Origin of the sequence: Pseudomonas sp. Z1-12, from assembly GCF_051132015.1 — a bacterium.
Taxonomy (GTDB): Bacteria; Pseudomonadota; Gammaproteobacteria; order Pseudomonadales; family Pseudomonadaceae; genus Aquipseudomonas; species Aquipseudomonas zanjanensis.
Window position 1 is genome coordinate 5,682,190 of sequence record NZ_CP071647.1, and the last position, 24,909, is coordinate 5,707,098.

23 protein-coding genes, 2 tRNA genes and 1 pseudogene are annotated in these 24,909 nt (G+C 60.1%); 12 read left to right on the forward strand and 14 right to left on the reverse strand.

Annotated features, from left to right (window positions below; all coding sequences use genetic code 11):
* Window positions 1-51: 51 nt before the first annotated feature.
* From murI to hemA, 5 genes are read right to left on the reverse strand one after another with little or no spacing between them, the layout of a single operon-like run.
* On the reverse strand, window positions 52-843 hold the full coding sequence (murI, locus tag J3P85_RS24735) for a glutamate racemase (protein ID WP_434703895.1): 792 nt from the start codon (window positions 841-843) through the stop codon (window positions 52-54).
* Window positions 836-1,591: a molybdopterin-synthase adenylyltransferase MoeB gene (locus J3P85_RS24740; protein WP_186705009.1), complete on the reverse strand. Its 756-nt coding sequence runs from the start codon at window positions 1,589-1,591 to the stop codon at window positions 836-838. The genes murI and J3P85_RS24740 overlap by 8 nt, the downstream gene beginning before the upstream one ends.
* Complete coding sequence (gene prmC / locus J3P85_RS24745) at window positions 1,585-2,415, reverse strand: peptide chain release factor N(5)-glutamine methyltransferase (RefSeq protein WP_186705008.1); 831 nt, start codon at window positions 2,413-2,415, stop codon at window positions 1,585-1,587. The genes J3P85_RS24740 and prmC overlap by 7 nt, the downstream gene beginning before the upstream one ends.
* 14 nt (window positions 2,416-2,429) lie before the next feature.
* Window positions 2,430-3,512 (reverse strand): peptide chain release factor 1, encoded by a 1,083-nt coding sequence (gene prfA, locus J3P85_RS24750; protein WP_250964074.1) that lies wholly within the window; start codon window positions 3,510-3,512, stop codon window positions 2,430-2,432.
* The gene (gene hemA, locus J3P85_RS24755) at window positions 3,509-4,798 is read right to left on the reverse strand and encodes a glutamyl-tRNA reductase (protein ID WP_186705006.1); all 1,290 of its coding nucleotides are present in this window, start codon (window positions 4,796-4,798) and stop codon (window positions 3,509-3,511) included. Before hemA ends, prfA begins: the two co-directional genes overlap by 4 nt.
* A 172-nt stretch (window positions 4,799-4,970) precedes the next feature.
* On the opposite strand from hemA, the gene J3P85_RS24760 reads away from it, so the two are divergent.
* The 8 genes from J3P85_RS24760 (at window position 4,971) to ychF (ending at window position 11,888) form a co-directional block, all read left to right on the forward strand.
* On the forward strand, window positions 4,971-6,695 hold the full coding sequence (locus J3P85_RS24760; protein ID WP_186705005.1) for a tetratricopeptide repeat protein: 1,725 nt from the start codon (window positions 4,971-4,973) through the stop codon (window positions 6,693-6,695).
* Window positions 6,696-6,699: 4 nt separating this feature from the next.
* A complete protein-coding gene (gene lolB, locus J3P85_RS24765; RefSeq protein WP_186705004.1) occupies window positions 6,700-7,317 on the forward strand; it encodes a lipoprotein insertase outer membrane protein LolB in 618 nt (205 codons plus the stop codon).
* 1 nt (window position 7,318) lies between these two features.
* Window positions 7,319-8,170 (forward strand): 4-(cytidine 5'-diphospho)-2-C-methyl-D-erythritol kinase, encoded by an 852-nt coding sequence (ispE, locus tag J3P85_RS24770; protein ID WP_434703896.1) that lies wholly within the window; start codon window positions 7,319-7,321, stop codon window positions 8,168-8,170.
* A gap of 37 nt (window positions 8,171-8,207) precedes the next feature.
* Window positions 8,208-8,282, forward strand: a tRNA-Gln gene (locus J3P85_RS24775).
* A gap of 47 nt (window positions 8,283-8,329) precedes the next feature.
* Complete coding sequence (locus J3P85_RS24780; RefSeq protein ID WP_003171603.1) at window positions 8,330-9,271, forward strand: ribose-phosphate pyrophosphokinase; 942 nt, start codon at window positions 8,330-8,332, stop codon at window positions 9,269-9,271.
* A gap of 140 nt (window positions 9,272-9,411) precedes the next feature.
* Window positions 9,412-10,014: a 50S ribosomal protein L25/general stress protein Ctc gene (locus J3P85_RS24785; RefSeq protein ID WP_060740648.1), complete on the forward strand. Its 603-nt coding sequence runs from the start codon at window positions 9,412-9,414 to the stop codon at window positions 10,012-10,014.
* 166 nt (window positions 10,015-10,180) lie between these two features.
* The gene (gene pth / locus J3P85_RS24790; RefSeq protein WP_003185374.1) at window positions 10,181-10,765 is read left to right on the forward strand and encodes an aminoacyl-tRNA hydrolase; all 585 of its coding nucleotides are present in this window, start codon (window positions 10,181-10,183) and stop codon (window positions 10,763-10,765) included.
* Window positions 10,766-10,787: 22 nt separating this feature from the next.
* Window positions 10,788-11,888: a redox-regulated ATPase YchF gene (ychF, locus tag J3P85_RS24795; protein WP_411385630.1), complete on the forward strand. Its 1,101-nt coding sequence runs from the start codon at window positions 10,788-10,790 to the stop codon at window positions 11,886-11,888.
* 93 nt (window positions 11,889-11,981) lie between these two features.
* Here the strand turns inward: ychF and J3P85_RS24800 are convergent, their stop codons facing one another.
* Window positions 11,982-14,045, reverse strand: coding sequence for a calcium-binding protein (locus J3P85_RS24800; protein ID WP_434703898.1), 2,064 nt, complete (start codon window positions 14,043-14,045; stop codon window positions 11,982-11,984).
* A 296-nt stretch (window positions 14,046-14,341) separates the two neighbouring features.
* Between J3P85_RS24800 and J3P85_RS24805 the strand changes: the two genes are divergently transcribed.
* Window positions 14,342-14,509, forward strand: a complete 168-nt coding sequence (locus J3P85_RS24805) for a hypothetical protein (protein WP_434706448.1) — start codon at window positions 14,342-14,344, stop codon at window positions 14,507-14,509.
* A 629-nt stretch (window positions 14,510-15,138) separates the two neighbouring features.
* Here the strand turns inward: J3P85_RS24805 and J3P85_RS24810 are convergent.
* The 4 genes from J3P85_RS24810 to J3P85_RS24825 form a co-directional block, all read right to left on the reverse strand.
* On the reverse strand, window positions 15,139-15,510 hold the full coding sequence (locus J3P85_RS24810) for a c-type cytochrome (protein WP_434703900.1): 372 nt from the start codon (window positions 15,508-15,510) through the stop codon (window positions 15,139-15,141).
* Window positions 15,511-15,515: 5 nt separating this feature from the next.
* Window positions 15,516-16,103 (reverse strand): hypothetical protein, encoded by a 588-nt coding sequence (locus tag J3P85_RS24815; RefSeq protein WP_434703901.1) that lies wholly within the window; start codon window positions 16,101-16,103, stop codon window positions 15,516-15,518.
* A gap of 4 nt (window positions 16,104-16,107) precedes the next feature.
* Complete coding sequence (locus tag J3P85_RS24820) at window positions 16,108-16,551, reverse strand: DUF3592 domain-containing protein (protein ID WP_250965020.1); 444 nt, start codon at window positions 16,549-16,551, stop codon at window positions 16,108-16,110.
* 265 nt (window positions 16,552-16,816) lie between these two features.
* On the reverse strand, window positions 16,817-18,034 hold the full coding sequence (locus tag J3P85_RS24825; RefSeq protein ID WP_411385632.1) for an MFS transporter: 1,218 nt from the start codon (window positions 18,032-18,034) through the stop codon (window positions 16,817-16,819).
* A gap of 329 nt (window positions 18,035-18,363) precedes the next feature.
* Between J3P85_RS24825 and J3P85_RS24830 the strand changes: the two genes are divergently transcribed.
* The 3 genes from J3P85_RS24830 to ggt all read left to right on the forward strand — a co-directional run bounded on the left by J3P85_RS24830 (window position 18,364) and on the right by ggt (window position 22,634).
* Entirely contained in the window at window positions 18,364-20,421 is a 2,058-nt protein-coding gene (locus tag J3P85_RS24830) for a methyl-accepting chemotaxis protein (protein WP_434703903.1), read from the forward strand.
* 102 nt (window positions 20,422-20,523) lie between these two features.
* Window positions 20,524-20,600: transfer RNA gene (locus J3P85_RS24835), tRNA-Met, on the forward strand.
* Between the two features lie 180 nt (window positions 20,601-20,780).
* Window positions 20,781-22,634 carry a gamma-glutamyltransferase gene (gene ggt, locus J3P85_RS24840; protein ID WP_434703904.1) on the forward strand — a complete coding sequence of 618 codons (1,854 nt, stop codon included), beginning with the start codon at window positions 20,781-20,783 and terminating at the stop codon, window positions 22,632-22,634.
* Here the strand turns inward: ggt and J3P85_RS24845 are convergent.
* From J3P85_RS24845 to J3P85_RS24860, 4 genes and pseudogenes are all read right to left on the reverse strand, one after another.
* The gene (locus tag J3P85_RS24845) at window positions 22,616-22,849 is read right to left on the reverse strand and encodes a helix-turn-helix domain-containing protein (RefSeq protein ID WP_434703905.1); all 234 of its coding nucleotides are present in this window, start codon (window positions 22,847-22,849) and stop codon (window positions 22,616-22,618) included. The genes ggt and J3P85_RS24845 overlap by 19 nt on opposite strands.
* 7 nt (window positions 22,850-22,856) lie before the next feature.
* Entirely contained in the window at window positions 22,857-23,411 is a 555-nt protein-coding gene (locus tag J3P85_RS24850) for a DUF2975 domain-containing protein (protein ID WP_207966229.1), read from the reverse strand.
* A 92-nt stretch (window positions 23,412-23,503) separates the two neighbouring features.
* Window positions 23,504-23,935, reverse strand: coding sequence for a methyl-accepting chemotaxis protein (locus J3P85_RS24855; protein WP_411387554.1), 432 nt, complete (start codon window positions 23,933-23,935; stop codon window positions 23,504-23,506).
* A 156-nt stretch (window positions 23,936-24,091) separates the two neighbouring features.
* Window positions 24,092-24,820 (reverse strand): annotated as a pseudogene (locus J3P85_RS24860) (PAS domain-containing protein); the annotation flags it as partial.
* Between the last annotated feature and the right edge of the window lie 89 nt (window positions 24,821-24,909).

The following is a 24,909-nucleotide window of genomic DNA, read 5'->3' on the forward strand; positions in this document are numbered from 1 at the left end:
TCCACGCTAAAACAGAAGTTCAGCAGGAATTACATAATTTTCACGTTTTTTTTACAGATCGAAGCTTCGCACAACGCCAGACGAATGCCATAGCGTTGGTAGGATTTTTCTCAGATGTATCGGATCGGCACTCGTCCAGAAGTGCGTTTCGCTGGCCGGTCCTTCAGCCAGCAGCCCTCGTTCAATCAACAGGCGTTGAAGCTGCCGGGCCACCGCCGCCCCCGTGTCGATGAGGCTGATATGTTCAGGAATCATCCTCTCGAGCAATGGCTTGAGGAACGGATAGTGCGTGCACCCCAGGATCAGCGTATCGCAGCCGGCCGCCAGCAACGGCTCGATGTACTGTTGCAGCAGTTGATACAGGGCCGGGCTTTGCAGGTCACCCGTTTCGATCAGTTCCACCAGACCCGGACATGGCTGCGTGATGACCCGCACATCGCTGGCGAAACGGTCGAGCAACGCGGCGAACTTGGCGCTCTGCAAAGTGCCGGTGGTGGCCAATACGCCGACGATACCGCTGCGGGTCGCGGCGGCCGCCGGCTTGACCGCCGGCTCCATGCCAACGATGGGCCAATGGGGAAAATCACGGCGCAGGTCCGCAACGGCAGCCACCGTTGCGGTGTTGCAGGCAACGACCAACGCCTTGGCGCCCTGGCCCAGGAGAAAGTCGGCAATGATCGCGCAGCGTTGCCGGATGTATTCCGGGGTCTTTTCGCCGTAGGGAATATGCCCACAGTCAGCCACGTACAACAGCGATTCATTGGGCAGCAGTCGACGGATCTCCCCCAGCACCGACAGCCCGCCGACACCCGAGTCGAGCACACCGACCGGCGCTTCACTCATGTGGATCACCGCAGACGCTGCAACCTGGGTCACGCTTGACCCGCAGTTCACGGAACCGCGTACCCAAGGCATCGATCAACAGCAGGCGCCCCACCAGCGGTTCACCGAAGCCGGCGAGCAACTTCAAGGCTTCAAGGGCTTGCAAGCTGCCCACCAAGCCCACCAGCGGCCCGATCACACCGGCTTCGCTGCAGGTCAGCTCGGCTTCGCTGCCGTGGCCGTAGAGGCAGTGGTAGCAAGGGCTTTCGGGGCGGCGCGGGTCGAAAACCGACAACTGCCCTTCCAGGCGAATCGCCGCGCCGCTCACCAACGGTTTGCCCGCCGCGACACACGCCGCGTTCACCGCTTCGCGGGTCGAGAAATTGTCCGAGCAGTCGAGCACCACATCCACCGCACCGACCGCCGCGGCCAGGCTGTCTTCGTCCATGGCCGCTCGGTGAGGCACCAGCCGAACCTCGGGGTTGATCGCCCCCAGGCGCCGCATCGCCGAATCGACCTTGCTCAGGCCGACGCTGTCGGTGTCGTGAATGATCTGGCGTTGCAGGTTGGTCAGGTCGACGCTGTCGAAATCCGCCAGGTGCATCTCGCCCACGCCAGCGGCAGCCAGGTACAACGCCACCGGGGCGCCGAGCCCGCCGAGCCCGATGATCAACACCCGGCTTTGCTTGAGACGCAACTGGCCGTCGATGTCGACGTGCTGCAACAGAATCTGCCGGCTGTAGCGCAACAGCTCCTGATCGTTCAGCACGGCAGGCACCCCAGGCTGATGCGTTCATGAGCGCCGAGGTCCTTGCGGCTGTGGACTTGCGTGAAACCTTGGGCGCTCAGCAAATCGCGCACCGCTTCGGCCTGATCGTATCCGTGCTCTAGCATCAGCCAGCCACCCGGTTCCAGGTGAGCCGGGGCCTCGGCCACGATCTGGCGCAGATCGTCGAGCCCGTCGGGCCCGGCCACCAAGGCACTGGCCGGCTCGAAACGCACGTCGCCCTCGGCCAGGTGCGGATCGCTGGCCGCGATGTACGGCGGGTTGCTGATGATCAACTGGAAACGCTCGCCTTCCAAAGCGCTGAACCAGTGGCTGCTCAACACCGTGACGTTGCGCAGGTCCAGGCGCTGGCGATTGCGTTCGGCCAAGGCTACGGCTTCCAACACCCGGTCGACCGCCGTGACCTTCCAGGCCGGGCGCTCGCTGGCCAAGGCCAGGGCAATCGCGCCGCTGCCGGTGCCCAGGTCCAAGACCCGGGCCGGTGTCGCCGGCAACAAGGCCAGCGCGGTTTCCACCAGCAGCTCGGTGTCGGGACGCGGGATCAAGGTATGGGGCGCGACCTCCAGGTCGAGCTTCCAGAAGCCCTGTTGCCCAAGAATGTAGGCCACCGGCTCGCCGGAACGCCGCCGCCGCAGGTATTCGGAGAACAGCAACGCCGCCTCGCTGGGTACGATCCGCTCCGGCCAGGTGTGCAGGAAGCTGCGGGACTTGCCCAGGGCAGCGGCCAGCAACAACTCGGCGTCCAGCCGTGGCGTGGGTGAATCCGGCAGTTCGGCGGCGCGTAACAGACTGGCGATGATGGTCATTTATTCACCTGTGCTTACTCGCCAATCGCCGCCAACTGGTCGGCCTGGTATTCGGCCAACAACGGCTCGATCACCGCATCGACACCACCGGCAAGGATCTCGTCCAGGGAATACAGGGTCAGGTTGACGCGATGGTCGGTGACCCGGCCCTGGGCGAAGTTGTAGGTACGGATCCGCTCGGAACGATCGCCCGAGCCCACCAGCAACTTGCGTTCGCTGGCAATGGCGTTGGCGGCGGCACTGGTCTGTTGGTCGTTGAGCTTGGCCGACAACCAGGCCATCGCCCGCGCACGGTTCTTGTGCTGGGAACGTTCTTCCTGGCACTCGACCACGATGCCCGAGGGCAAGTGCGTGATACGGATCGCCGAGTCGGTCTTGTTGACGTGCTGGCCGCCCGCACCGGAGGAACGGTACGTGTCGACCCGCAAGTCCGCCGGGTTGATCTCGATGGCTTCCTGCTCGTCCGGCTCAGGCAATACCGCAACGGTGCAAGCCGAGGTGTGGATGCGTCCCTGGGATTCGGTGGCCGGCACGCGTTGCACACGGTGGGCGCCGGATTCGAACTTCAGCTTGCCGTAGACATTGTCGCCCTCGACCCGGGCGATGACTTCTTTATAGCCGCCGTGTTCGCCCTCGTTCTCCGAGAGAATTTCCACCCGCCAACCGCGACGCTCGGCATACCGCGAATACATGCGGAACAGGTCGCCAGAAAAAATCGCCGCCTCGTCGCCGCCGGTGCCGGCACGGATCTCCAGGAACACGTTGCGCCCGTCGTTCGGGTCCTTGGGCAGCAGCATGCGTTGCAGGCTGCTTTCCAGTTCGAGCAGTTGTTCCTTGGCTTCGCGGACTTCCTCCACGGCCATTTCGCGCATGTCCGGGTCGCTGTCCTTGAGCAGCGCCTGGGCGCCTTCGAGATCGCCCTGCACTTTAAGCAGCTGTTTATAGGTGGCGACAATCGGCTCGACTTCCGCGTATTCCTTGGAATAGGTGCGGAATTTGTTCTGGTCGGAAATGACTTCGCCATCGCCCAGCAAGGCGGTCAGTTCTTCGAAACGGTCCTGGAGGATGTCCAGCTTGTTGAGCAGTGACGCTTTCATTGCGGTTTTTTATCCGAAAAGCTATCCGGTGAGCCCTCACCGAGGGCAAAGAGTTCCTGGGCCATGGCCAGCGCATCGAGGCGGCCCTCGGCGGTCAGCTTCTTGAGCTGGACACTGGGGGCATGGAGCAATTTGTTGGTCAGGCCGCGGGCCAGTTGCACCAGCACCTCTTCGGCACTGCCGCCGTTGGCCAGCAGGCGCTGGGCCTTTTGCAGCTCCTCGTCGCGCAGGCGCTCGCTCTGTTGACGATACGCCTTGAGCACATCCACCGCAGCCAGCTCACGCAGGCGCACCATGAAGTCCTCGGCGCCGACACTGATCATCTCCTCCGCCGCCTGGGCCGCGCCCTGCCGGCTCTTGAGGTTCTCCGCGACCACTTCGTGCAGGTCGTCGACGCTATAAAGGTAAACGTCGTCCAGCTCGCCGACTTCCGGCTCGATGTCCCGGGGAACGGCGATGTCCACCATGAAAATCGGTTTGTGCTTGCGCAGCTTCAGGGCACTTTCCACGGCGCCCTTGCCAAGAATCGGCAACTGGCTGGCGGTGGAACTGATGACGATGTCGCTGTGCACCAACTCGGCGGGAATGTCCGACAGCAGCACCGCATGGGCACCGAACTGTTCGGCCAGGGTACTGGCCCGTTCCAGGGTGCGGTTGGCAACGACGATACGTTTCACACCCAGGTCATGAAGATGGCGGGCGACCAGGGTGATGGTCTCGCCGGCGCCGATCAGCAGCGCCTGGCTGCGTTGCAAATCACTGAAAATCTGTTTCGCCAGGCTCACCGCGGCAAACGCCACGGACACCGGGTTCTCGCCAATGGCGGTGTCGGTGCGCACCTGTTTGGCGGCGTTGAACGTCGCCTGGAACAGGCGCCCCAGCAGCGGGCCGACGGTGCCGGCCTCGCGGGCCACGGCGTAGGCCGACTTCATCTGGCCGAGAATCTGTGGCTCGCCCAGCACCAGCGAATCGAGCCCCGAGGCGACGCGCATCATGTGACGAACGGCCGCATCGTCTTCATGCACATAGGCACTGGCGCGCAGCTCTTCAAGGCTCAAATCATGGTATTCGGCCAACCAGCGCAGCACTGAATCGGACGAAACGTGATCCTGTTCTATATAGAGCTCGCTGCGATTGCAGGTGGAGAGGATCGCAGCTTCGCGGCTGTCGGTCAGGCGGCAGAGCTGCTGCAAGGCCTCGACCAGCTGCTCAGGCGTAAAGGCCACGCGCTCGCGGACGTCTACTGAAGCAGTCTTGTGGTTGATACCGAGTGCAAGGAAGGCCATTCAAGGTCGCTGATGGTGACGTGAAGCCGGCAATTGTCCTACTTCGTCAGATCCAGAACAACTACTCCATCTCTATCGCCCGGCCCTGGAGGGTAAATCGACGGGGCGGTTATGTTTGCCCCAAGGCTTGTGTCATGATGATCCGACCGCAGGTTAGTCGTCCTCTTCCTATATGAATAGATCTTCCGCGTTGCTCCTCGCCCTCGCCGTGCTCAGCGGCTGCCAGTCCATGGCCCCCGTTTCGACGGACGGTACGCCGCCCGTCGAAGACAGCGTGCAGGCCCCTGAAAAACCCAAGGTCTACGGCTCCTTCAGCGAAGAAACCATCTTCAGCCTGTTGAGCGCCGAACTGGCAGGCCAGCGCAATCGCTTCGACATTGCGCTGGACAACTACGTGACCCAGGCCATCAACACCCAGGACCCGGGCATCTCCGAGCGGGCATTTCGCATTGCCGAATACCTGGGCGCCGACCAACCCGCGCTCGATACGGCGCTGATCTGGGCCAGGAATGCCCCGGACGACCTCGAAGCGCAGCGCGCCGCCGCCGTGCAGCTGGCCCGGGCCGGGCGCTACGACGACTCCATGGTGTATATGGAGAAAGTCCTGCTGGGCAAGGGCGACACCCATTTCGATTTCCTGGCGCTGTCCGCCGCCGATACCGACCAGGAAACCCGCAACGGCCTGATGAAAAGCTTCGATCGCCTGTTGCAGCGCCACCCGAACAACGGCCAGCTGATTTTCGGCAAGGCCCTGCTGTTGCAACAGGACGGTGACGCCCAGGGTGCCCTCACCCTGCTGGAAGACAACCCGCCGGAAGCCGGCGAAGTGGCGCCGATCCTGTTACGGGCACGCCTGCTGCAAGGCTTGAACCGTGGCGACGAAGCGCTGCCGCTGCTGCAAAAAAGCATCAAGAAGTATCCGGACGACAAGCGCCTGCGCCTCACCTACGCCCGCATGCTGGTGGAAAACAACCGCATGGACGACGCCAAGGTGGAGTTCTCCAGCCTGGTCCAGCAATACCCGGAAGACGACGAGTTGCGCTATTCCCTGGCGCTGGTCTGCCTGGAAGCCAAGGCCTGGGAAGAGGCCAAGGGTTACCTGGAAGACCTGATCGCCCGGGAAAGCCATGTCGACTCGGCCCACCTGAACCTGGGTCGCATCGCCGAGGAACGCAACGACCCCGAGAGCGCACTGATCGAGTACGCCCAGGTCGGCCCGGGCAACGATTATCTGCCGGCGCAGTTGCGCCAGGCCGATATCCTGATCAGCAACGGCAAGACCGCCGATGCCCAGAGTCGCCTCGCCGTACAACGTGATTCCCAGCCCGACTACGGGATCCAGCTGTACCTGATCGAAGCCGAAACCCTGTCGGCCAACAATCAGGGCGACAAGGCCTGGAACGTACTGCAACAAGCCTTGAAGCAATACCCGGACGATCTGAACCTGTTGTATACCCGCGCCATGCTGGCGGAAAAACGCAATGACCTGGCCCAGATGGAAAAAGACCTGCGCCTGATCATCCAGCGCGACCCGGACAACGCCATGGCCCTTAACGCCCTGGGCTATACGTTGTCGGATCGCACCACCCGCTACGACGAGGCCAAGCTGCTGATCGAACAGGCCCACCAGATCAATCCGGAAGACCCGGCAGTACTCGACAGCCTTGGCTGGGTAAATTACCGCCTGGGCAATCTCGACGAAGCCGAACGCCTGTTGCGCCAGGCCCTGGAGCGCTTTCCCGACCAGGAAGTCGCCGCTCACCTGGGCGAGGTCCTGTGGGCCAACGGCAAACAACGCGAAGCCCGACAGATCTGGAGCCGATTCCTCAAGGATCAGCCCGACAGCCCTATTCTGCGCAGCACCATCAAACGCCTGACCGGATCCGAGACTCTTTAAGATTATGTTTTTGCGCCATCTCATCGTGTTCAGCTTCATTGCCCTGCTCGCCGGTTGCGCGGGCTTCGGCGCCCGTGAATCCGTCCAAGGCCAGGGCAACCAGGCCCAGTGGCGCGAGCACAAGCAACAACTGAGCGGCCTGGACGGCTGGCAGATCGACGGCAAGATCGGCATCCGCGCCCCGAAAGACTCGGGCAGTGGCACGCTGTTCTGGCTGCAACGCCAGGACTACTACGATATTCGCCTGTCGGGCCCGCTGGGTCGTGGGGCGGCCCGCCTGACCGGCCGGCCGGGCCAGGTTTCGCTGGAAGTCGCCAACCAGGGGCGCTACGAGGCGCCCAGCCCCGAAGCGCTGCTGGAAGAACAACTGGGCTGGAAACTGCCGGTTTCCCACCTGACCTGGTGGGTTCGTGGATTGCCGGCGCCGGACAGTAAAAGTCGCCTGACACTCGACGCCGACAGCCGCCTGTCCAACCTGGAACAGGACGACTGGCAGATCGAATACCTCAGTTATGCCCAGCAGAACGGCTACTGGCTGCCCGAACGCATCAAGCTGCACGGCAGCAACCTCGACGTCACACTGGTGATCAAGCAATGGCAGCCGCGCAAGCTGGGGCAATGACATGACCGCTGCACGCCTGACCCTGCCCTCTCCGGCCAAGCTCAACCTGATGCTGCACATCCTCGGCCGCCGCCCGGACGGCTATCACGAGTTGCAGACGATTTTTCAGTTCCTGGACTACGGCGACGAGATCACCTTTGCCGTGCGCGACGACGGCGTGATTCGCCTGCACACCGAATTCGAAGGCGTCCCCCACGACAGCAACCTGATCGTCAAGGCCGCGCAAAAGCTCCAGGCGCAATCCGGTTGCGCGCTAGGCATCGATATCTGGATCGAAAAAATCCTGCCCATGGGCGGCGGCATTGGTGGCGGCAGCTCGAATGCGGCGACGACTTTACTGGGCCTCAATCACTTGTGGCAGTTGGACTGGGACACCGATCGCCTCGCGGCGCTGGGCCTTTCCCTGGGCGCCGACGTGCCGGTTTTCGTGCGTGGCCACGCCGCTTTTGCCGAGGGCGTTGGGGAAAAACTCACCCCGGTGGAACCCGAAGAACCCTGGTACGTGGTGCTGGTGCCGCAAGTCTCTGTAAGTACAGCAGAAATTTTTTCAGATCCGCTGTTGACACGTAACTCTCCTCCCATTAAAGTGCGCCCCGTTCCCAAGGGAAACAGTCGAAATGACTGCTTACCGGTGGTAGCAAGGCGTTATCCAGATGTTCGTAACGCTTTGAATTTGTTAGGTAAATTTACCGAAGCAAAACTCACCGGAACTGGAAGTTGTGTGTTTGGGGGCTTCCCAAGCAAAGCTGAAGCTGATAAAGTCTCGGCCCTTCTGACAGAGACCCTTACAGGGTTTGTAGCAAAAGGAAGCAACGTTTCGATGTTGCATCGCAAGCTGCAAGACCTGCTCTAAAAGGAATCGAGTGCTGGGCACTCGCAGCAACAGATACAGGGGCGTCGCCAAGCGGTAAGGCAGCAGGTTTTGATCCTGCCATGCGTTGGTTCGAATCCAGCCGCCCCTGCCATTTTCCTATACTCATCCAGGTATACCCTCAGCCTTCAGGTACTGCGCGTGTCCAAGATGATGGTCTTTACGGGGAACGCTAACCCCGATCTGGCTCGGCGTGTCGTACGTCAGCTGCATATCCCTCTCGGTGACATTTCTGTCGGTAAGTTCTCCGACGGCGAAATCACTGCCGAGATCAATGAAAACGTTCGCGGTAAAGACGTCTTCATTATTCAGCCGACTTGCGCTCCGACCAACGATAACCTGATGGAACTCGTCGTGATGGCTGATGCCTTCCGCCGCTCCTCGGCTACTCGTATCACTGCTGTTATTCCTTACTTTGGTTATGCCCGTCAGGATCGCCGTCCGCGTTCCGCACGTGTGGCGATCAGCGCGAAAGTCGTGGCTGATATGCTGACCGTAGTCGGCATCGACCGTGTCCTCACGGTTGATTTGCATGCTGACCAGATCCAGGGTTTCTTCGATATCCCCGTGGATAACATCTACGGTTCCCCGGTCCTGGTGGATGATATTGAAGATCAGCGCTTCGAAAACCTGATGATCGTGTCCCCGGACATTGGTGGCGTCGTGCGTGCACGGGCTGTTGCCAAATCCCTGGGCGTGGATCTGGGTATCATCGACAAACGTCGTGAGAAGGCCAATCACTCCGAAGTGATGCATATCATCGGCGACGTCGAAGGGCGCACCTGTATCCTGGTCGATGACATGGTCGATACCGCCGGCACCCTGTGCCACGCGGCCAAGGCCCTGAAAGAGCATGGCGCTGCCAAGGTCTTTGCCTACTGCACACACCCTGTGCTGTCGGGTCGAGCGATCGAGAACATTGAAAATTCCGTGCTGGACGAGCTGGTGGTGACCAACACCATCCCGCTGTCCGCTGCCGCACAAGCCTGTGCGCGTATCCGCCAACTGGATATCGCACCGGTAGTTGCCGAAGCGGTTCGCCGCATCAGCAATGAAGAATCGATCAGTGCGATGTTCCGTTAAGGGCCCTGCCCTTTCCAGAAGATCTCGTTGACGAAAAGCGCCCCGCCCCAACACTCATGTTGGGGCGGGGCTTTTTTGCCCATACCGCTTTGGCGTCGGTCGCAGACGTCATTCGGAAATGGCTATTTTGGAGATACAACATGAACGATTTTACTCTGAATGCTGAAGTGCGTTCCGACCTGGGGAAAGGTGCGAGCCGCCGCCTGCGTCGTCTCGCAAGCCTGGTTCCAGCTGTAGTCTACGGTGGCGACAAAGCCCCTGAGTCCATCAGCATGCTGGCCAAAGAAGTTGCCAAACTGCTCGAAAACGAAGCGGCCTACAGCCACATCATCGAGCTGAACGTTGGCGGCACCAAGCAAAACGTCGTGATCAAAGCCCTGCAGCGTCACCCGGCCAAAGGCCACGTGATGCACGCTGACTTCGTCCGCGTTGTTGCCGGTCAGAAGCTGACTGCTGTTGTTCCAGTGCACTTCATCAACGAAGCTGCCCCGGTCAAGAAAGGCGGCGAGATCTCGCACGTGACTTCCGAGCTGGAAGTGTCCTGCCTGCCGAAAGACCTGCCTGAATTCATCGAAGTCGACCTGGCTGACGCCGAAGTCGGCACGATCATTCACCTGTCCGACCTCAAGGCTCCTAAAGGCGTTGAGTTTGTTGCTCTGGCACACGGCGATGACAAGGCTGTTGCCAACGTCCACGCTCCACGTGTTGCTCCAGAAGCCACTGAAGAAGGCGCTGCAGAGTAATTTCACTCTGTCGCCGGAGTGACCGGAAACATCGCGGACTGGAACGTAGCGAGACAGCGGGCGAGAACGCGAAGTTTACTTAACGGTAGATCCGCCATTTTCGTCCACTGTCGCAACAACGCCTGATTGCGACATTGTTATCCACACTCCAGGAAGGGCCCCTATCGTGACTGCCATTAAACTGATCGTTGGCCTGGGAAATCCAGGCGCTGAATACGAACAGACCCGGCATAACGCAGGGGCCCTTTTTGTTGAGCGCATCGCGCACGCACAAGGCGTCAGCCTGGCTGCCGATCGCAAGTATTTCGGCCTGACCGGGCGCTTCTCGCACCAGGGTCAGGATGTTCGCCTGTTGATTCCCACCACCTATATGAACCGCAGCGGCCAAGCCGTGGCGGCATTGGCCGGTTTCTTCCGCATCAAGCCTGAAGAAATCCTGGTGGCCCACGACGAACTCGACCTGCCTCCGGGCGTTGCCAAGCTCAAGCAAGGCGGCGGCCATGGCGGTCACAACGGCTTGCGCGACATCATCGCGCAACTGGGTAATCAGAATACCTTTCACCGCCTGCGGCTCGGCATCGGCCACCCGGGCGTTGCCAGTATGGTTTCAAACTTTGTCCTGGGTCGTGCGCCTCGCGCCGAACAGGAAAAACTCGATGCCAGCATCGACTTTGCCCTCGGCGTGCTGCCGGATATCCTCGCCGGTGAATGGAACCGTGCGATGAAAAACCTGCACAGCCAGAAGGCCTGACACTTATCCGAGGGGAAACACCATGGGATTCAATTGCGGCATCGTCGGCCTGCCTAACGTCGGCAAGTCCACCCTGTTCAACGCCCTGACCAAATCCGGTATCGCGGCCGAGAACTTCCCCTTCTGCACCATCGAGCCGAACAGCGGCATCGTACCGATGCCCGATCCGCGCCTGGAAGCCTTGGCGGCGATCGTCAACCCCAAGCGCATCCTGCCGACCACCATGGAATTCGTCGACATCGCAGGCCTGGTGGCCGGTGCGTCGAAGGGCGAAGGCCTGGGTAACAAGTTTTTGGCCAACATCCGTGAAACCGATGCCATCGCCCACGTCGTGCGCTGCTTCGAAGACGAGAACGTGATTCACGTCTCCAATAGCGTCGACCCGAAACGCGACATCGAAATCATCGACCTGGAACTGATTTTCGCCGACCTCGACAGTTGTGAAAAACAACTGCAGAAAGTAGCCCGCAACGCCAAGGGCGGCGACAAGGACGCAGTTGTCCAGAAAGGCCTGCTGGAGCAGTTGATCGCCCACTTCACCGAAGGCAAGCCTGCGCGCAGCCTGATGAAGAACATGAGCACTGACGAGAAGCTGGTGATCAAGGGTTTCCACCTGCTGACCACCAAACCGGTCATGTACATCGCCAACGTCGCTGAAGACGGTTTCGAGAACAACCCGCACCTGGACGTGGTCAGGGCCATCGCCGAAGAGGAAGGCGCCATGGTCGTGCCGGTCTGCAACAAGATCGAAGCGGAAATCGCTGAGCTGGACGACGGCGAAGAGAAAGACATGTTCCTCGAGGCCCTGGGCCTGGAAGAACCTGGCTTGAACCGCGTGATCCGCGCCGGCTACGAGATGCTCCACCTGCAGACCTACTTCACCGCCGGTGTCGAAGAAGTCCGTGCCTGGACCGTGCGCGTCGGCGCCACCGCACCGCAAGCCGCTGGCGTGATCCATACCGACTTCGAGAAAGGCTTCATCCGCGCCGAAGTCATCGCCTACTCGGATTTCATCCAGTACAAGGGCGAAGCAGGCGCCAAGGAAGCGGGTAAATGGCGTTTGGAAGGTAAGGAATACATCGTCAAGGATGGTGATGTGATGCACTTCCGTTTTAACGTCTAACGTTTTTCGCATCAGGTCATTGGAGGCGATCAAAGTCCTCAGCCCCCATCGCGTGGCAGCTACTCGCTGCCACGCGACCGTCTGGAGCCGACGTCAGGTCAATAAATGCCCTGGATCGGCCTCGGGCGCTACCCCGATCAGCCCTATCTCGGCGTCGGGAGCAAAGATCATGTCATCCTCATCAAGGCTTTCTCGCCAGTCCCCAGCAAGCGCGACCTGGAATCGGTGGCCTTGTGCATCCGCCTCCACATCCCTCAGATAAGTGCGGTCCAGTTCGTTGTTATAAACCATCTCCAGCGTAGTGCCCGTACCCTCTCCGAAGCCGGTATAGCCCAGGGCCGATACATCGATCTTGTCGTCAACGGTAAAGCCTTCGATGAGATCGGCAAAGCTATGGCTGTCCGTACGATAGCTGTCCTCGGTAGAGAGATAGCGGAACACGTCGGCGTTTTCACGGTTATCTGTCCACAACGAAATGTCGGCTCTATCTCCGCCGTTGAGACGGTCTGCGCCCGCGCCACCGATGATGACATCAGCACCAGCACCGCCGTTGATATGGTCATTGCCGTCCAGGCCATAGATGATTTCCGACAAGGCAGAACCGGTCATCGTATCTTTACCAAACGTCCCTTCGAAAGCGGGTGCGGTGAACACCACGTTAGAGCTGTCCAATTGCCCCGACAGGTTGCCGTCCAAGATCAGTTCAAACCGTTGTCCAGAGGCATCCGCGTCGTAGTTCTTGAGGTAGGTGCGAGTGCCGTCTGAGCTCGCCATGACAGCCAAGGTGCCGCCATGGCCGTCGCCAATGCCGGTGAAGCCCAGGCCAATCAGATCGATGCGGTCCTGAGAGGCGTCGAAGTCCATGACCCGGTCGCCGTTGTTTTGCGTGGTCGTGCGGAAACTGTCGTTCAATTCGGAGAAGCGGAAAATATCAGCGCCAGCGCCTCCCTGCAGAACGTCGCGTCCGCCGTTGCCTTGGAGCACATCATCACCCGCCAAGCCGTGGATGATTTCAGCGGCATCGCTCCCCTGCAGGATTTCTTCGCCGGCGTATCCGTCCACATGGAGCTTGCCATCCTGGCTGCCGAAGCCGGTATCCACACTGCCATCCGCGTTCAAGCGGATGACGCTGAAATCTCCGTTGCTCGTGCCCGCGGCGAGGATCTTGCCATCGTCTTGTACCGTCAACGCCACAGGCGTGTCGGCCTCGAAGGTCACCCTACCCTTGGAGCCAAAGCTGGCATCGAAGGAGCCATCAGCGTTAAGCCGTGCGAGAGTAGCCAAAGTATCGCCTTCGCCATGACCCATCACGATAATCTTGCCGTCAGCCTGTACGGTGACCACGGAGTCTTCGCCAAAACCCGTGGCAGCGTTCAAAGAGAGAACACCATCATCACCGAAACGGGTATCCAACTGACCGTCGGGGTTGAAGCGCTGTAGGGTGTACGTCGGATCACCCACGCCGGCGGCATTGTATGCAGCCCCGACCACAACACTTCCATCTGCCTGCACCGCAGCAGAAATCCCTCCGTTGTAGTAAGCGTCTTCGGGAATCTTGACAGTCAGCACGCCATTTTCGCCAAAGCCATCGACGAAAGTGCCGTCATTGCCGATCCTTGTCACTGTGGCCTGGTCAAATCCACGGGCGCTGACCTGGAATGTGCCATCCGCATTCGCCGTCAGGTCGATGTCTTTGAAGTCGTGGCTGATGTCGACCGTAATAGCGCCATTTTGGCCAAAGCTGGCATCGCGCGTCCCGTCGCTGTTGAAGCGCTCCACCTGTACGTCGGTGTTCAACGCAACGGCGACAAGCACCTTGCCGTCGGTCTGCACTGCCGTCAGCTCGTAGCGCGACGCCGGGGCTATCGCAGCAGGTACGATGTCGATGCCACCTTCATGGAAGCTGGTGTCCAGGCTACCATCGGCGTTTAGCCGGACAACGGAATGATTCTGTTCGTAACCGTAGCTTTCCTCGCCTGGCGCTCCGGGGTATCCCCATGCCAGATACTCGGTATAGCCTCCAACCAATATCTTGCCGTCCGGTTGGATAATGATGCTCTGGTTATTATCGAACTGGCCGGTGAGGTCGACCTGGACAGTGCCCGGGCCAGTTATCACGGTATGGGTATTTGCCATCGTGCTATCGCTGGTTGCCATGGGTTAATCCTTTAACGGGTGTTGGATTCGTCACTCTAGTAGAGCAGTAAGGATTTGCACGCCGCACCAGCGTTGGCATGAGCGGAGTTCGACCGGTGGTTTGTTGAAGCCGACGAGAAGGGACACTTCCGCTTTAACGTCTAACTTGCACGTGGTGTTGCGGGGGATGAGGTGTATATCCGTTATTTAGGTAACGGCTACTTATGCTTCCGCTCTTACAGCGGGTCACTTTCGAAAAGCGCGAAAGTAACCAAAGCGCTTCTGCCCCACCACTCGGTGCCTCGCTAGGGCTCGGCATGCCCTCACTCCGGCATTGCTCCGTGGGCCGCCGCGAAGGGCCATCCATGGCCCAGCGCGGCTACCTCGGCATCCATGCCGAGGTGCCCACTGCGCAATGCCTGCGTTCGGCCAGCGTGGTTAACGGGGCGCCCGAGATCAAAGTCCACCGCGAGGCGGCCTTATAGCCGACCTGGCTCTGGATGGGACCGCGTTTCTCCTGTGGGAGCGAGCTTGCTCGCGAAAGCGGTATCACAGCCAATGAAGTTGTTGAATGTACAGGCCTCTTCGCGAGCAAGTTCGCTCCCACAGGTTTTGTGGTGTACATGAGTTTTGTGTCTGCAGAAGATTATGTGTGGGAGCGAGCTTGCTCGCGATAGCGGAGGCTCAGACAAATAGATGCTGGCATGTATCTCTTGCTCTTGCTCTTGCTCTTGCTCTTGCTCTTGCTCTTGCTCTTGCTCTTGCTCTTGCTCTTGCTCTTGCTCTTGCTCTTGCTTCTGATCTTGATCTTGATCTAAAGGCCCCGTTAAACCACGCTGGCCGAACGCAGGCATTGCGCAGTGGGCACCTCGGCATGGATGCCGAGGTAGCCGCGCTGGGCCATGGATGGCCCTTCGCGGCGGCCCACGGAGCAATGCCGGAGTGAGGGCACACCGAGCCTTAGCGAGGTGCCGAGTGGTGGGGCAGAAGCGTTTTGGTTACTTTTGCGCTCTTCAAAAGTGACCCGCTGTAAGAGCGGAACCATAATTAGCCGTTACCTAAATAACGGATATACACACAAGATCATCAACAACACGAAAAAAAGCCCCGAAAATCACCGGCCTTTGAAAATCACACCACTCATATACCGATTCAAATCGCGAAAGTCCTTAACACCCCAATCAAACGGCACCAACTTCACCCCATTCTCTTTCAACGTCCTGGGAATCAAGTCTCCATTGGGCCGAAGTATTACCGACGACACAATAACCCCCGGATAAACCCTCAAGCGCTCCTTGAAAGCCGCAGTCGTAAGATCAGGCGTAGGAGGATTGCTCTTATGAGCCAAAGGCCCCGTCCCCTTGAGGTCCACCCCATGGCACATCACACATCGCTGCGAATAGATATTTTTCCCATTGGCATTATCCGCAAAGGACAGCGATGTTTGAATCAGCGACAAAATCCCTAGCGAAGCAATGACTGACATTCTCACTAGAACAGATAACCCATATAGATCGCCGCGCCACCACCAGCCTGCAACCCAGCATTCACACCCGCCATGACCACCGCCCCCTTGGCCGAGCGCGCCAGTTGCCGGTTGACCGTGGTCGCAGCAATAAGCGAAGTTGCCGGGTTGGAACTCAAGGCCACCGACAACGCCAGCAACTTGGGATCAAGCCCGAACAGCAGGGCCGTGGCCGAACCGCCGACCACCAAGCCCACGCCCACTTCGGTATACATGCAAGGCCCCGTGATGTCGTCGCTGGTCAGGTCGCGATTGACCAAGGCGTCGCTGACAAACACCTTGCCGGTGCTGGGAAACGCCTCCGCCGCACCGGCCGCAGCCACACCCTTGCCCTTGATCTGGATATTGATCTTGCCGAAGCGTGGCAGCCTTGCGCCAAACCCGACACCCACGCCAACACCGCCATAGCGATAGCTGACGTCCTCGCCCTGGGGCGAACGCAAGATAATCGAGCCGCCGCTGCCCGCCACCATGACCACGGTCAGACCGCCGCCGCTGGCGGTCTGGTACTGCCAGCGACTTTCATTGACCGGGAGAGGGATGGTGTAGCTCATACGTTCAAAGTCCTTTATGTGAATGAGCCGCACCGCGGCCGCGTTGACGGAAAGCTTTTAACAGGCCGACAAGGGTGAACACCAAACCGATGAACCCCAGCACCCCGGAGGTCCCCCACAGTGCTGACGGGGCATCGACGATGGCGCTGCCAGCCGGCTGCTCGGGCAAGTAGTGCACGCGCACCGGTTGGTCTTTCTGGTAACCGAAGATAAAGCCGCCCTGGGGATAGGAAATTTTTTCGCCGCTGACGGTGGTGAAGGCGATTTCAGGATGCGAACCACCGGCATTCAAATGGCTGACGATGCCATCGGCGGTCTGTGCCTGGGCGAGAAAGTCGCGTCGATCAAGGGTGAGGTTGACGGCAATGCCCAACAAGCCAACGCCAATCAGAGAAAAAAGCAGGCCCAGCAGTATCGTCCCGATGCGTGACGGGGTGTCGTTAGCCATGGCTTGTCCCGGTATTCGTCCATGAAAGAAGGCGGTGAGAATAACAAAAAGCCGGGCTATGGCGTAATGCTGGATTTAAATGCGGGCTACGGTGTTGGGTCAGCTTGAAATGATGCTGGAGGTACCGACGCCTTCGCGAGCAAGCTCGCTCCCACAAATGGATTCTCGATGTTCGCAAGCGCGTGAACACCACTGAACCTGTGGGAGCGAGCTTGCTCGCGATAGCGGCGGCTCAGCTCACATAATGTTCAAACCTCTCCCCCTCTCAAGCCTTTCGGGCCCTCGGCAAGAAAATCGCCAACACCCCGAGCAACGGCAGGAACGAGCACAGCCAGTACACATACTCGATACCACGGATGTCCGCCAGGTGCCCGAGCAACGCGGCGCCAATCCCGCCGAAACCAAACATCAACCCGAAGAACACGCCGGCGATCATCCCGACGTTGCCCGGCACCAGTTCCTGGGCGTACACGACGATGGCCGAGAACGCCGAGGCCAGGATGAAACCGATGACCATGCTGAGGATGCTGGTCCACAGCAGGTCAACGTGAGGCAGGATCAGGGTGAACGGTGCCACGCCGAGGATCGAGAACCAGATCACCGCCTTGCGCCCGATCCTGTCGCCAATCGGCCCGCCAAAAAAGGTCCCCGCCGCCACCGCGCCGAGAAACAGGAACAGGTGCAACTGCGAAGAGGCCACCGACAGGTCGAACTTCTCGATCAGGTAGAACGTGAAGTAGCTGGTAAAACTGGCCATATAGAAGTACTTGGAAAACACCAGCAGCCCCAGCACCACCAGCGCACTCAAGACTCGGCCCTTGGACAACCCATGAGTGGCCGCCTGGCCTTGCTTGAGCTTGAACAGGTTCAGGTGGTTGGCGTACCAGCGGCTGATGCGGTACAGCACGTACAACGCAAACAGGGCGAACAGCCCGAACCAGGCCACATTGCCCTGCCCGTAGGGAATGATGATCGCCGCCGCCAGCAGCGGGCCGAAGGCGGAGCCGGCATTACCGCCCACCTGGAACGTCGATTGCGCCAGCCCGTAGCGGCCACCCGAGGCCAGTCGCGCCACCCGCGACGCTTCCGGGTGGAAGGTCGACGAACCAATGCCGATCAACGCAGCCGCCAACAGGATCAGGGCAAAACTGCCGACCATGGACATCATCACAATGCCGATCAGCGTGCACACCGTCCCGGCCGGCAACAGCCACGGCTTGGGGTGTCGGTCGGTATGATAGCCGACCCACGGCTGCAACAAAGATGCGGTCAACTGGAACGTCAGCGTGATCAGGCCAACTTGGGTGAAGGTCAGGCCATAGCTGTCCTTGAGCATGGGATAGATCGACGGTAGCACCGCCTGGATCAAGTCATTGATCAAGTGCGCCAGCGCCACGGCGCCGATGATGCGCATGACCAACGGGCTGCTTTGCGCCGGGGCGGCAACGGCCGAGGTGTCGGCCTGGGTATTGCTGATAGCCATGGGGTTTCCATACGACAGAGGGTGCACACGGGCAGGTGCGTCAATGTGCCATTTTTCGGTGCGACAAGGCTATCCCCTTAGCTTGCTATCGACCTTGAAAAATTCTCGAATTCCAAGGTGATAGCCCAACGCCATGGTCTGAATCTTGCCTTGTTAATGAGCTACAACGCGGCTCCTTACAAAGGGGACCGAGAATGGGAAGTTTCGCTACAGAGCTGGCCTACCGAGCCGATTTGGACAAACTTTCGAGGCCTTTTAAAAGGGCACCCGTTTTAGCACTGTGTAAAAACGCACAAAAACAGTGCAGGGGTGTTCAGGGGAGTATGGGCATGCAGGCTTTTCTATCACCGGGAATCAGGTTGTTGGGACGTTTCGGCTTCGCCCGCAAATTCCAATTGCTGTTCCTGCTTTTTATCCTGCCGCTCATGGGCAGCCTGTGGCTCATTGGCCAGGATTATCGCGACAAACTCAGCCTGATTTCCGGGGAACGCGCCGGGGTGCGCCAATTGCTGGCCCTGGATAACCTCGACAACCTGCTCACCGCCCAGCGCAACCGCGCCGCCCGCTGGCGTGCCACCGAGACCAATCGGCAGCCGACACCCGCGACGCTGGCCGCCATGGCGGCGTACGATGCAGTGCAACCGTCCCTCAACCAGGCCGCCAGTGACCTGGCCAATACCCTGCAAACCGCAGGGGCCGAAGCCGACACCCTCGCCCGTTATCAAACCCTGCAAACCAGCCTCAACGGCCTGGATTCGAAAAGCCTGGGCAGCGTGGGTTGGTGGCCGGATGGTTATGACCGCTTCACCGCAGCGCTCAGCGCCCTGCAAGCGTTGCGCGAACAAATGGTCATGGATAACCGCCTTACCCTCGCCTCCTGGCTGGAGACTTATCTGCTGACCCAGATTTCCACCCAGCAGACGCCAGACCTGATCGAACGGGTCGGCCGTCTGGCCAGCGTCGGCCAGGCCTCCGTGGTGTCGGGCCAATTCACCTTGCAGAGCCGCCTGCAACTGCGGGACCTGCGCAGCCGTATCGGCGACGCCCGGGATCAACTGGTCAAGACCGGAACATTGCTGGAAACCCGCCTGCCCAGCGACCTGCAGACGTGGGCTGGACAATTCCAAGGCAGCCTCAAGCACTTGGACGCCGGCCTCAAGGTACTGGATGACGGCGTGTTCGGCGGCGCCATCAATCTGAAGCCGGAAGACTTCGAAAAACACATGGATGCCCTCCTCGTCGACCTGGCGACCCTGCGGCAACAATCGCTGGTGGCGCTGGATACGCGACTGGACCACTACTACGGCTCGGCGATTCGCCAGTTCATCCTGGTCGCGACGGTCCTCGGCTGCCTGCTGCTGGCCGCGCTGTATCTTTTTGTCTGCCTGCAAGCGTCGATCCGGCGCAGCGCCAGCGGTATCACCTTACTGGCCGAGGCCCTGCGCGACGGCAATCTCAGCTTGCAAGTACCGGTGCAAGGGCGCGATGAACTGGCGGCCATCAGCACCGCCCTCAACGTCGCCGTGGTGCAGTTGCGCAACAGCCTGCTGGGGGTGGATCACGAGACGTTGCAGTTGAGCAACGCCGTGCGCACCCTCAATACACACTCCAGCGGCGCCCTGGGAGAAGTCGAGGCCCAGCAAATACAGATCAGCCAGATCGCCGCCGCCGCGACGCAACTGGCCGCCACCTCCCAAGGCGTGGCAAAGAGCTGTGAACAAGCTTCCGACAGCGCCCAGCAAACCCGGCGCATCGCCGCCGACAGCAGCCGCGACAGCCAGCGCACCACGGCGAGTATCCAGCAGCTCAACCAACGGCTCAACGAAACCGCCGCCGCACTGGGGCGGGTCAGCGAGCAAGGGCAACAGATCCAACTGGTGGTCGATACCATTCGTGGCGTCGCCGAGCAGACCAATCTCCTGGCCCTCAATGCCGCTATCGAAGCGGCTCGCGCCGGCGAGCAAGGCCGCGGTTTCGCGGTGGTCGCCGATGAAGTGCGCAGCCTGTCGCAACGCACCCAGTCCTCCACGCAACAGATTGCCGGCACCGTCGACAGCCTGCGCGCCACGGTCAACGAAGCCGTCAGCCTGATGGAAGCCGCCTGCGGCCAAGCCCAGACCGACGCCCAAGCCGTCACTGGCCTCGGCGAGCGACTGGGCGAAATTGCCAGCGCCGTGCAAAGCGTCACCGACACCCTGGCGCAAATCGCCACTGCCGTGGATGAACAAGCCAGCACCGCCGACGAAGTCAGCGGCAATATCCAACAGGTCGACCAGGCGGCCATGCGCTTGCTCGAAGGCGCACGGGCCGTGAACGTGGCGGCCGATACCTTGAGCCAGGGAAGCCAGGCCTTGAGTGCCAACACAGGGAGATTTCAGCTCGGCTGACGGGGATTTGCAGCGAGATTGTTAAGCGGTTGAAAGCGCAGAGAAATATTTCAGATTTACGCTTGACACATCTTCGTTACCGGCGAATAATGCGCGCCACTTGGCTACATAGCTCAGTTGGTTAGAGCATAGCATTCATAATGCTGGGGTCCGGGGTTCAAGTCCCTGTGTAGCCACCAAGTACTAAAAACGGCTTATCGAAAGATAAGCCGTTTTTTTATGCCTCGAAAAAAACCCGCTCTCTCAGAAATTGTTTATGCCCCTGCGATCAGGGACAGACAGGGCTTTGCTCAGTCTCGCGTCGATTTGCGCCACACGCCTCGCATCGCTACAGTCGATCCTATATCCCAAGCCCACGGATGGAGCGACACGTGCTCACAGATCTGAAACCGAACCTTCATCGCCTGTCAGCCGTTTCGTTGCTGGCTGTCGCGTTAACGCTCGGCGCCTGCAAGGCCCCGCCCTCCTCCACCGCCACACCAGCATTGCCCGCCCCGCCGGAGATCACGTCCGGCTACCGCACCGACGTGCAGACGCGTTACGCCGACAAGCACATGGCGGCTGCGGCCAACCCGCTGGCGGCCGAAGCCGGGCGGGAGATGTTGCGGCGCGGCGGCTCAGCCATCGACGCGGCGATTGCGATGCAAGCGGTGCTGACCCTGGTGGAGCCACAATCCTCGGGCATTGGCGGCGGCGCGTTCATTGTGCTGTGGGATGGCAAGGCGGTGCGTACCTACGACGGTCGCGAAACGGCACCGGCCGGCGCCACCGAAAGACTTTTCCTGCAAGCCGACGGCAAACCCATGCCGTTTACCGCCGCCCAAATTGGTGGCCGCTCCGTTGGCACTCCCGGGGTGTTGCGTGGACTGGAACTGGCCCACCGTAAACACGGGCGCCTGCAATGGGCGACGTTGTTCGAACCGGCCATTGCGTTGGCCGAACAAGGCTTCGCGATTTCGCCCAGGCTGCATTCATTGATCGCGACCGACCCGTCTTTGCCGGGCTCGCCGGACATGGCGGCATACTTTCTCAATGCCGATGGCAGCCCGAAGGCAGTTGGCACCATCCTGAAAAACCCTGCATTGGCAGGGGTGCTCAAGCGCATCGCCAACGAAGGTCCCGATGCGTTGTACAAAGGGCCGGTTGCCGAGGAGATCGTCGCCAAGGTGCAAGGTCACGCCAACCCCGGCAGCCTTTCACTGAACGACCTCCAGGGTTACACCGCACGGGAGCGGCCCGCGTTGTGTACCGACTACAAGCGCTGGCAAATCTGCGGCATGCCACCACCGTCTTCGGGCGGGGTTGCCGTGGCACAGATCCTCGGGACGTTGCAGGCCCTGGAACAGCGCGACAGCAACGCGGCCCTCGCCCCCTTGAAACCCCTCAAGACCGATAAACCCGCCGGCATTGAACCCTCTCCCGAAGCGGTGCACCTAATCGCCGAAGCCGAGCGCCTGGCCTACGCCGACCGCGCCCAATACATCGCCGACCCGAATTTTGTAGCCGTGCCGCTCAACGGACTGGTAAACCAAGGTTACCTGGCCAGCCGAGCCAGCCTGATCGGCCCTCGTAGCATGGGTGTCGCCAAGTCCGGCACACCACCGGGCATCCAGGTAGCCTACGCCCCGGACCGTTCACCGCTGCGTATTTCCACCTCGCAAGTGGTGGCGGTGGATGACCAGGGTGGTGCGGTGTCCATGACCACGACGGTGGAATCGGCGTTCGGCTCGCACCTGATGGTCCAGGGTTTCATGCTCAACAACCAGATGACTGATTTCTCGTTCATCCCTGAAGAAAACGGGCAAAAAGTCGCCAACCGCGTCGAACCCGGCAAACGCCCACGCTCATCCATGGCGCCGACACTGATCTTCGACCATCAGGGTAGGCTGCTGGCCGCTGTCGGCTCCCCCGGCGGCTCGCAGATCATCGAATACGTCGCCAAGTCAGTGATTGGCCTGCTGGACTGGAACCTGGATCCGCAAACCGCCATCAACCTCCCCAACTTCGGCAGCCGCAATGGCCCCACCGAACTGGAGAAAGGACAGTTCAGCCCGACGCTGGTCCAGGCGCTGAAAGACAAGGGTCACACGGTGAGCGAAATCGACATGAACAGCGGCACCCAGGCTATTGTCCGGGTGCGTGATGCTCAGGGAAAAACCTCACTGGCCGGCGGTGCGGACCCAAGACGCGAAGGTCAGGCACTGGGCGACTGATCCAATTCGCTCGGCGGTTGATAGATCAGTAGATCTGCGGGCTGGCATTGCAGGTAGCTGCAAATGGCTTCGAGCGTTGCCAGGCGGATACCCTTGACCTTTCCTTGTTTCAACAAGGAAAGGTTGGCCTCGGTAATGCCGATTGCAGCCGCAAGGTCCTTGGATTTGACCTTGCGCATGGCCAGCATCACATCGAGTTGAATAACTATGGGCATGACGATCTCAAACGAAAGTTCTGTTTTCTGAATCGACTTCACTGGCCTGGGACAGTATCCGGGCAATGATCGCAATACAGGCGGCGAGAAATAAAGCGACGAAAGACGGCGCGGTAATACTGAAGCTGAGCAATCGCTGGCCGACCGGTGCATTGATCGTCACCAGCAGGCTGAGGAACGGCTCGCAGATGAAGTCCAACAGCACCCACACCGCCACTGCGCGCCCCGCATTTCCCAGGTAAACCGCTGCTGCGCTGGAAAAGTACTGCCCTTGGGCGTAATGCTTGAAGAGCCTGCGCAAGTTGGTAAGCCCGACCGCCAGGGCCAGCAAGGGAATGCTCGTCAACAGTGCCCCACCCAGGCATTGCCATCCCGTCAACCGCAGCGCCTCTTCAGGCAGACTCGACAGTTGCCGCTCGGTCAGGGCAAACCCCAGGCCGTATCGCGAGGTCGCCTCAGGATACAGCCAGGCCACAGCGTTGACGGCCATCATCGCGACCATGAAAACAAGGGTGATGGCTGCCATCCGCTGGCTATACAAGGCAAGACGATTCGAGTGCATGTGAGGCTCCGATAGAATAAAGGAGCCCAGAACATAACCAACAAATTATCGCAAAACAATAATTAATATGTAAAAAACGATAATCACAGACCTTACGTGGACAGCTGATTAGCGAACTGGCTCACCGCATCGACCACTTTTTTCGCCCCGTCCTGGATCTCAACGATCACCGTCCCCGCCTCGGCGGCCAAGGCCAGTCCATGTTCGGCCTGGTGCTGGCCGTCGGTCATCAGCGCCACGGCGTTGCGGGCCATGTCCTGGTTCTGGCGAACCACGCCGACGATTTCATCGGTGGCCTGGCTGGTGCGCGATGCCAATTGGCGCACCTCATCGGCCACCACCGCAAAGCCCCGGCCCTGCTCGCCGGCCCGGGCCGCTTCGATCGCGGCGTTGAGCGCCAGCAGGTTGGTCTGTTCGGCGATGCCGCTGATGGTCTTGACGATGGTGCCGATCACCAGGGATTGCTCATTCAACGCCTCGATGCCTTGACCGGCGGTTTGCATGTGCCGGGCCAGGTCGCGCATCACGTCCACGGCCTGGGTCACCACCGTCGTGCCGCGCTGGGCGCTGTTGTCGGTCTGCAACGAGGTGCTATAGGCAATGTTGGCCGCCTCGGCGACGGCTTTTTCCTGGTTCACCTGGTCGGTGATGTTGGTGGCGAACTTCACGACTTTATACAGTCGGTCGTTGGCATCGACCACCGGGTTATAGGACGCCTCCAACCATACTTCGCGACCGCTGCTATCAATGCGCTTGAAGCGCCCGGCCACGAATTCCCCACTGTTCAAGCGTTTCCAGAAATGCTGATAGCCCGTGCTGTTGTATTCCTCAGGCTCACAAAACGTGCGGTGGTGCTTGCCCTTGATCTGCGCGAGGCTGTAACCCATGGCATTGAGGAAGCGATCATTGGCCGTCAGCACGTGACCGCCCAGATCGAACTCGATCACTGCCGTTGAACGCACCAACGCGCCGATGAGGTTTTCATGTTCCCGGGACGCTTCGATGGTGCGGGTCAGGTCATTGGAGTACATCGAAAAATAGCGGATCCGCCCGTCAGCATTCCGTACGGGCTGGAGGATCGAACGCAGCCAGGCTTCCTGGCCGTTGCCCCGCAGCAGGCGCACGGCACCGGAAAAGTGCTCGCCACGGGTCAGCGCCGACTTGAAGCGAACCTGGAATTCATTGGATCTCAGATACGCGGGAACCAGCTCATCCACAGCCCGGCCGATCAGGTCCTGGCTCTTGTAGCGCATCTCGTCGAGGAAATTCTGATTGACCGATTGAATCCGTCCGTCGGCATCCAGGGTGAGGCCAAGCATTTCGCGATCCAGGCTTTCCTTGACTTGCACAAGGCTGGACAGTTCTTGGCGAAGAGCCAGTAGCTCCTGCTTCAGGCGGTGGTTGAACATGGGCAGCTCCGACAGCAGAAGAATTGAATAGGCTGTTCCCTTGCCATCGGCCCGGCGTTTTTTTTCTTAAGAGCGCCGCGAGCCGCTAC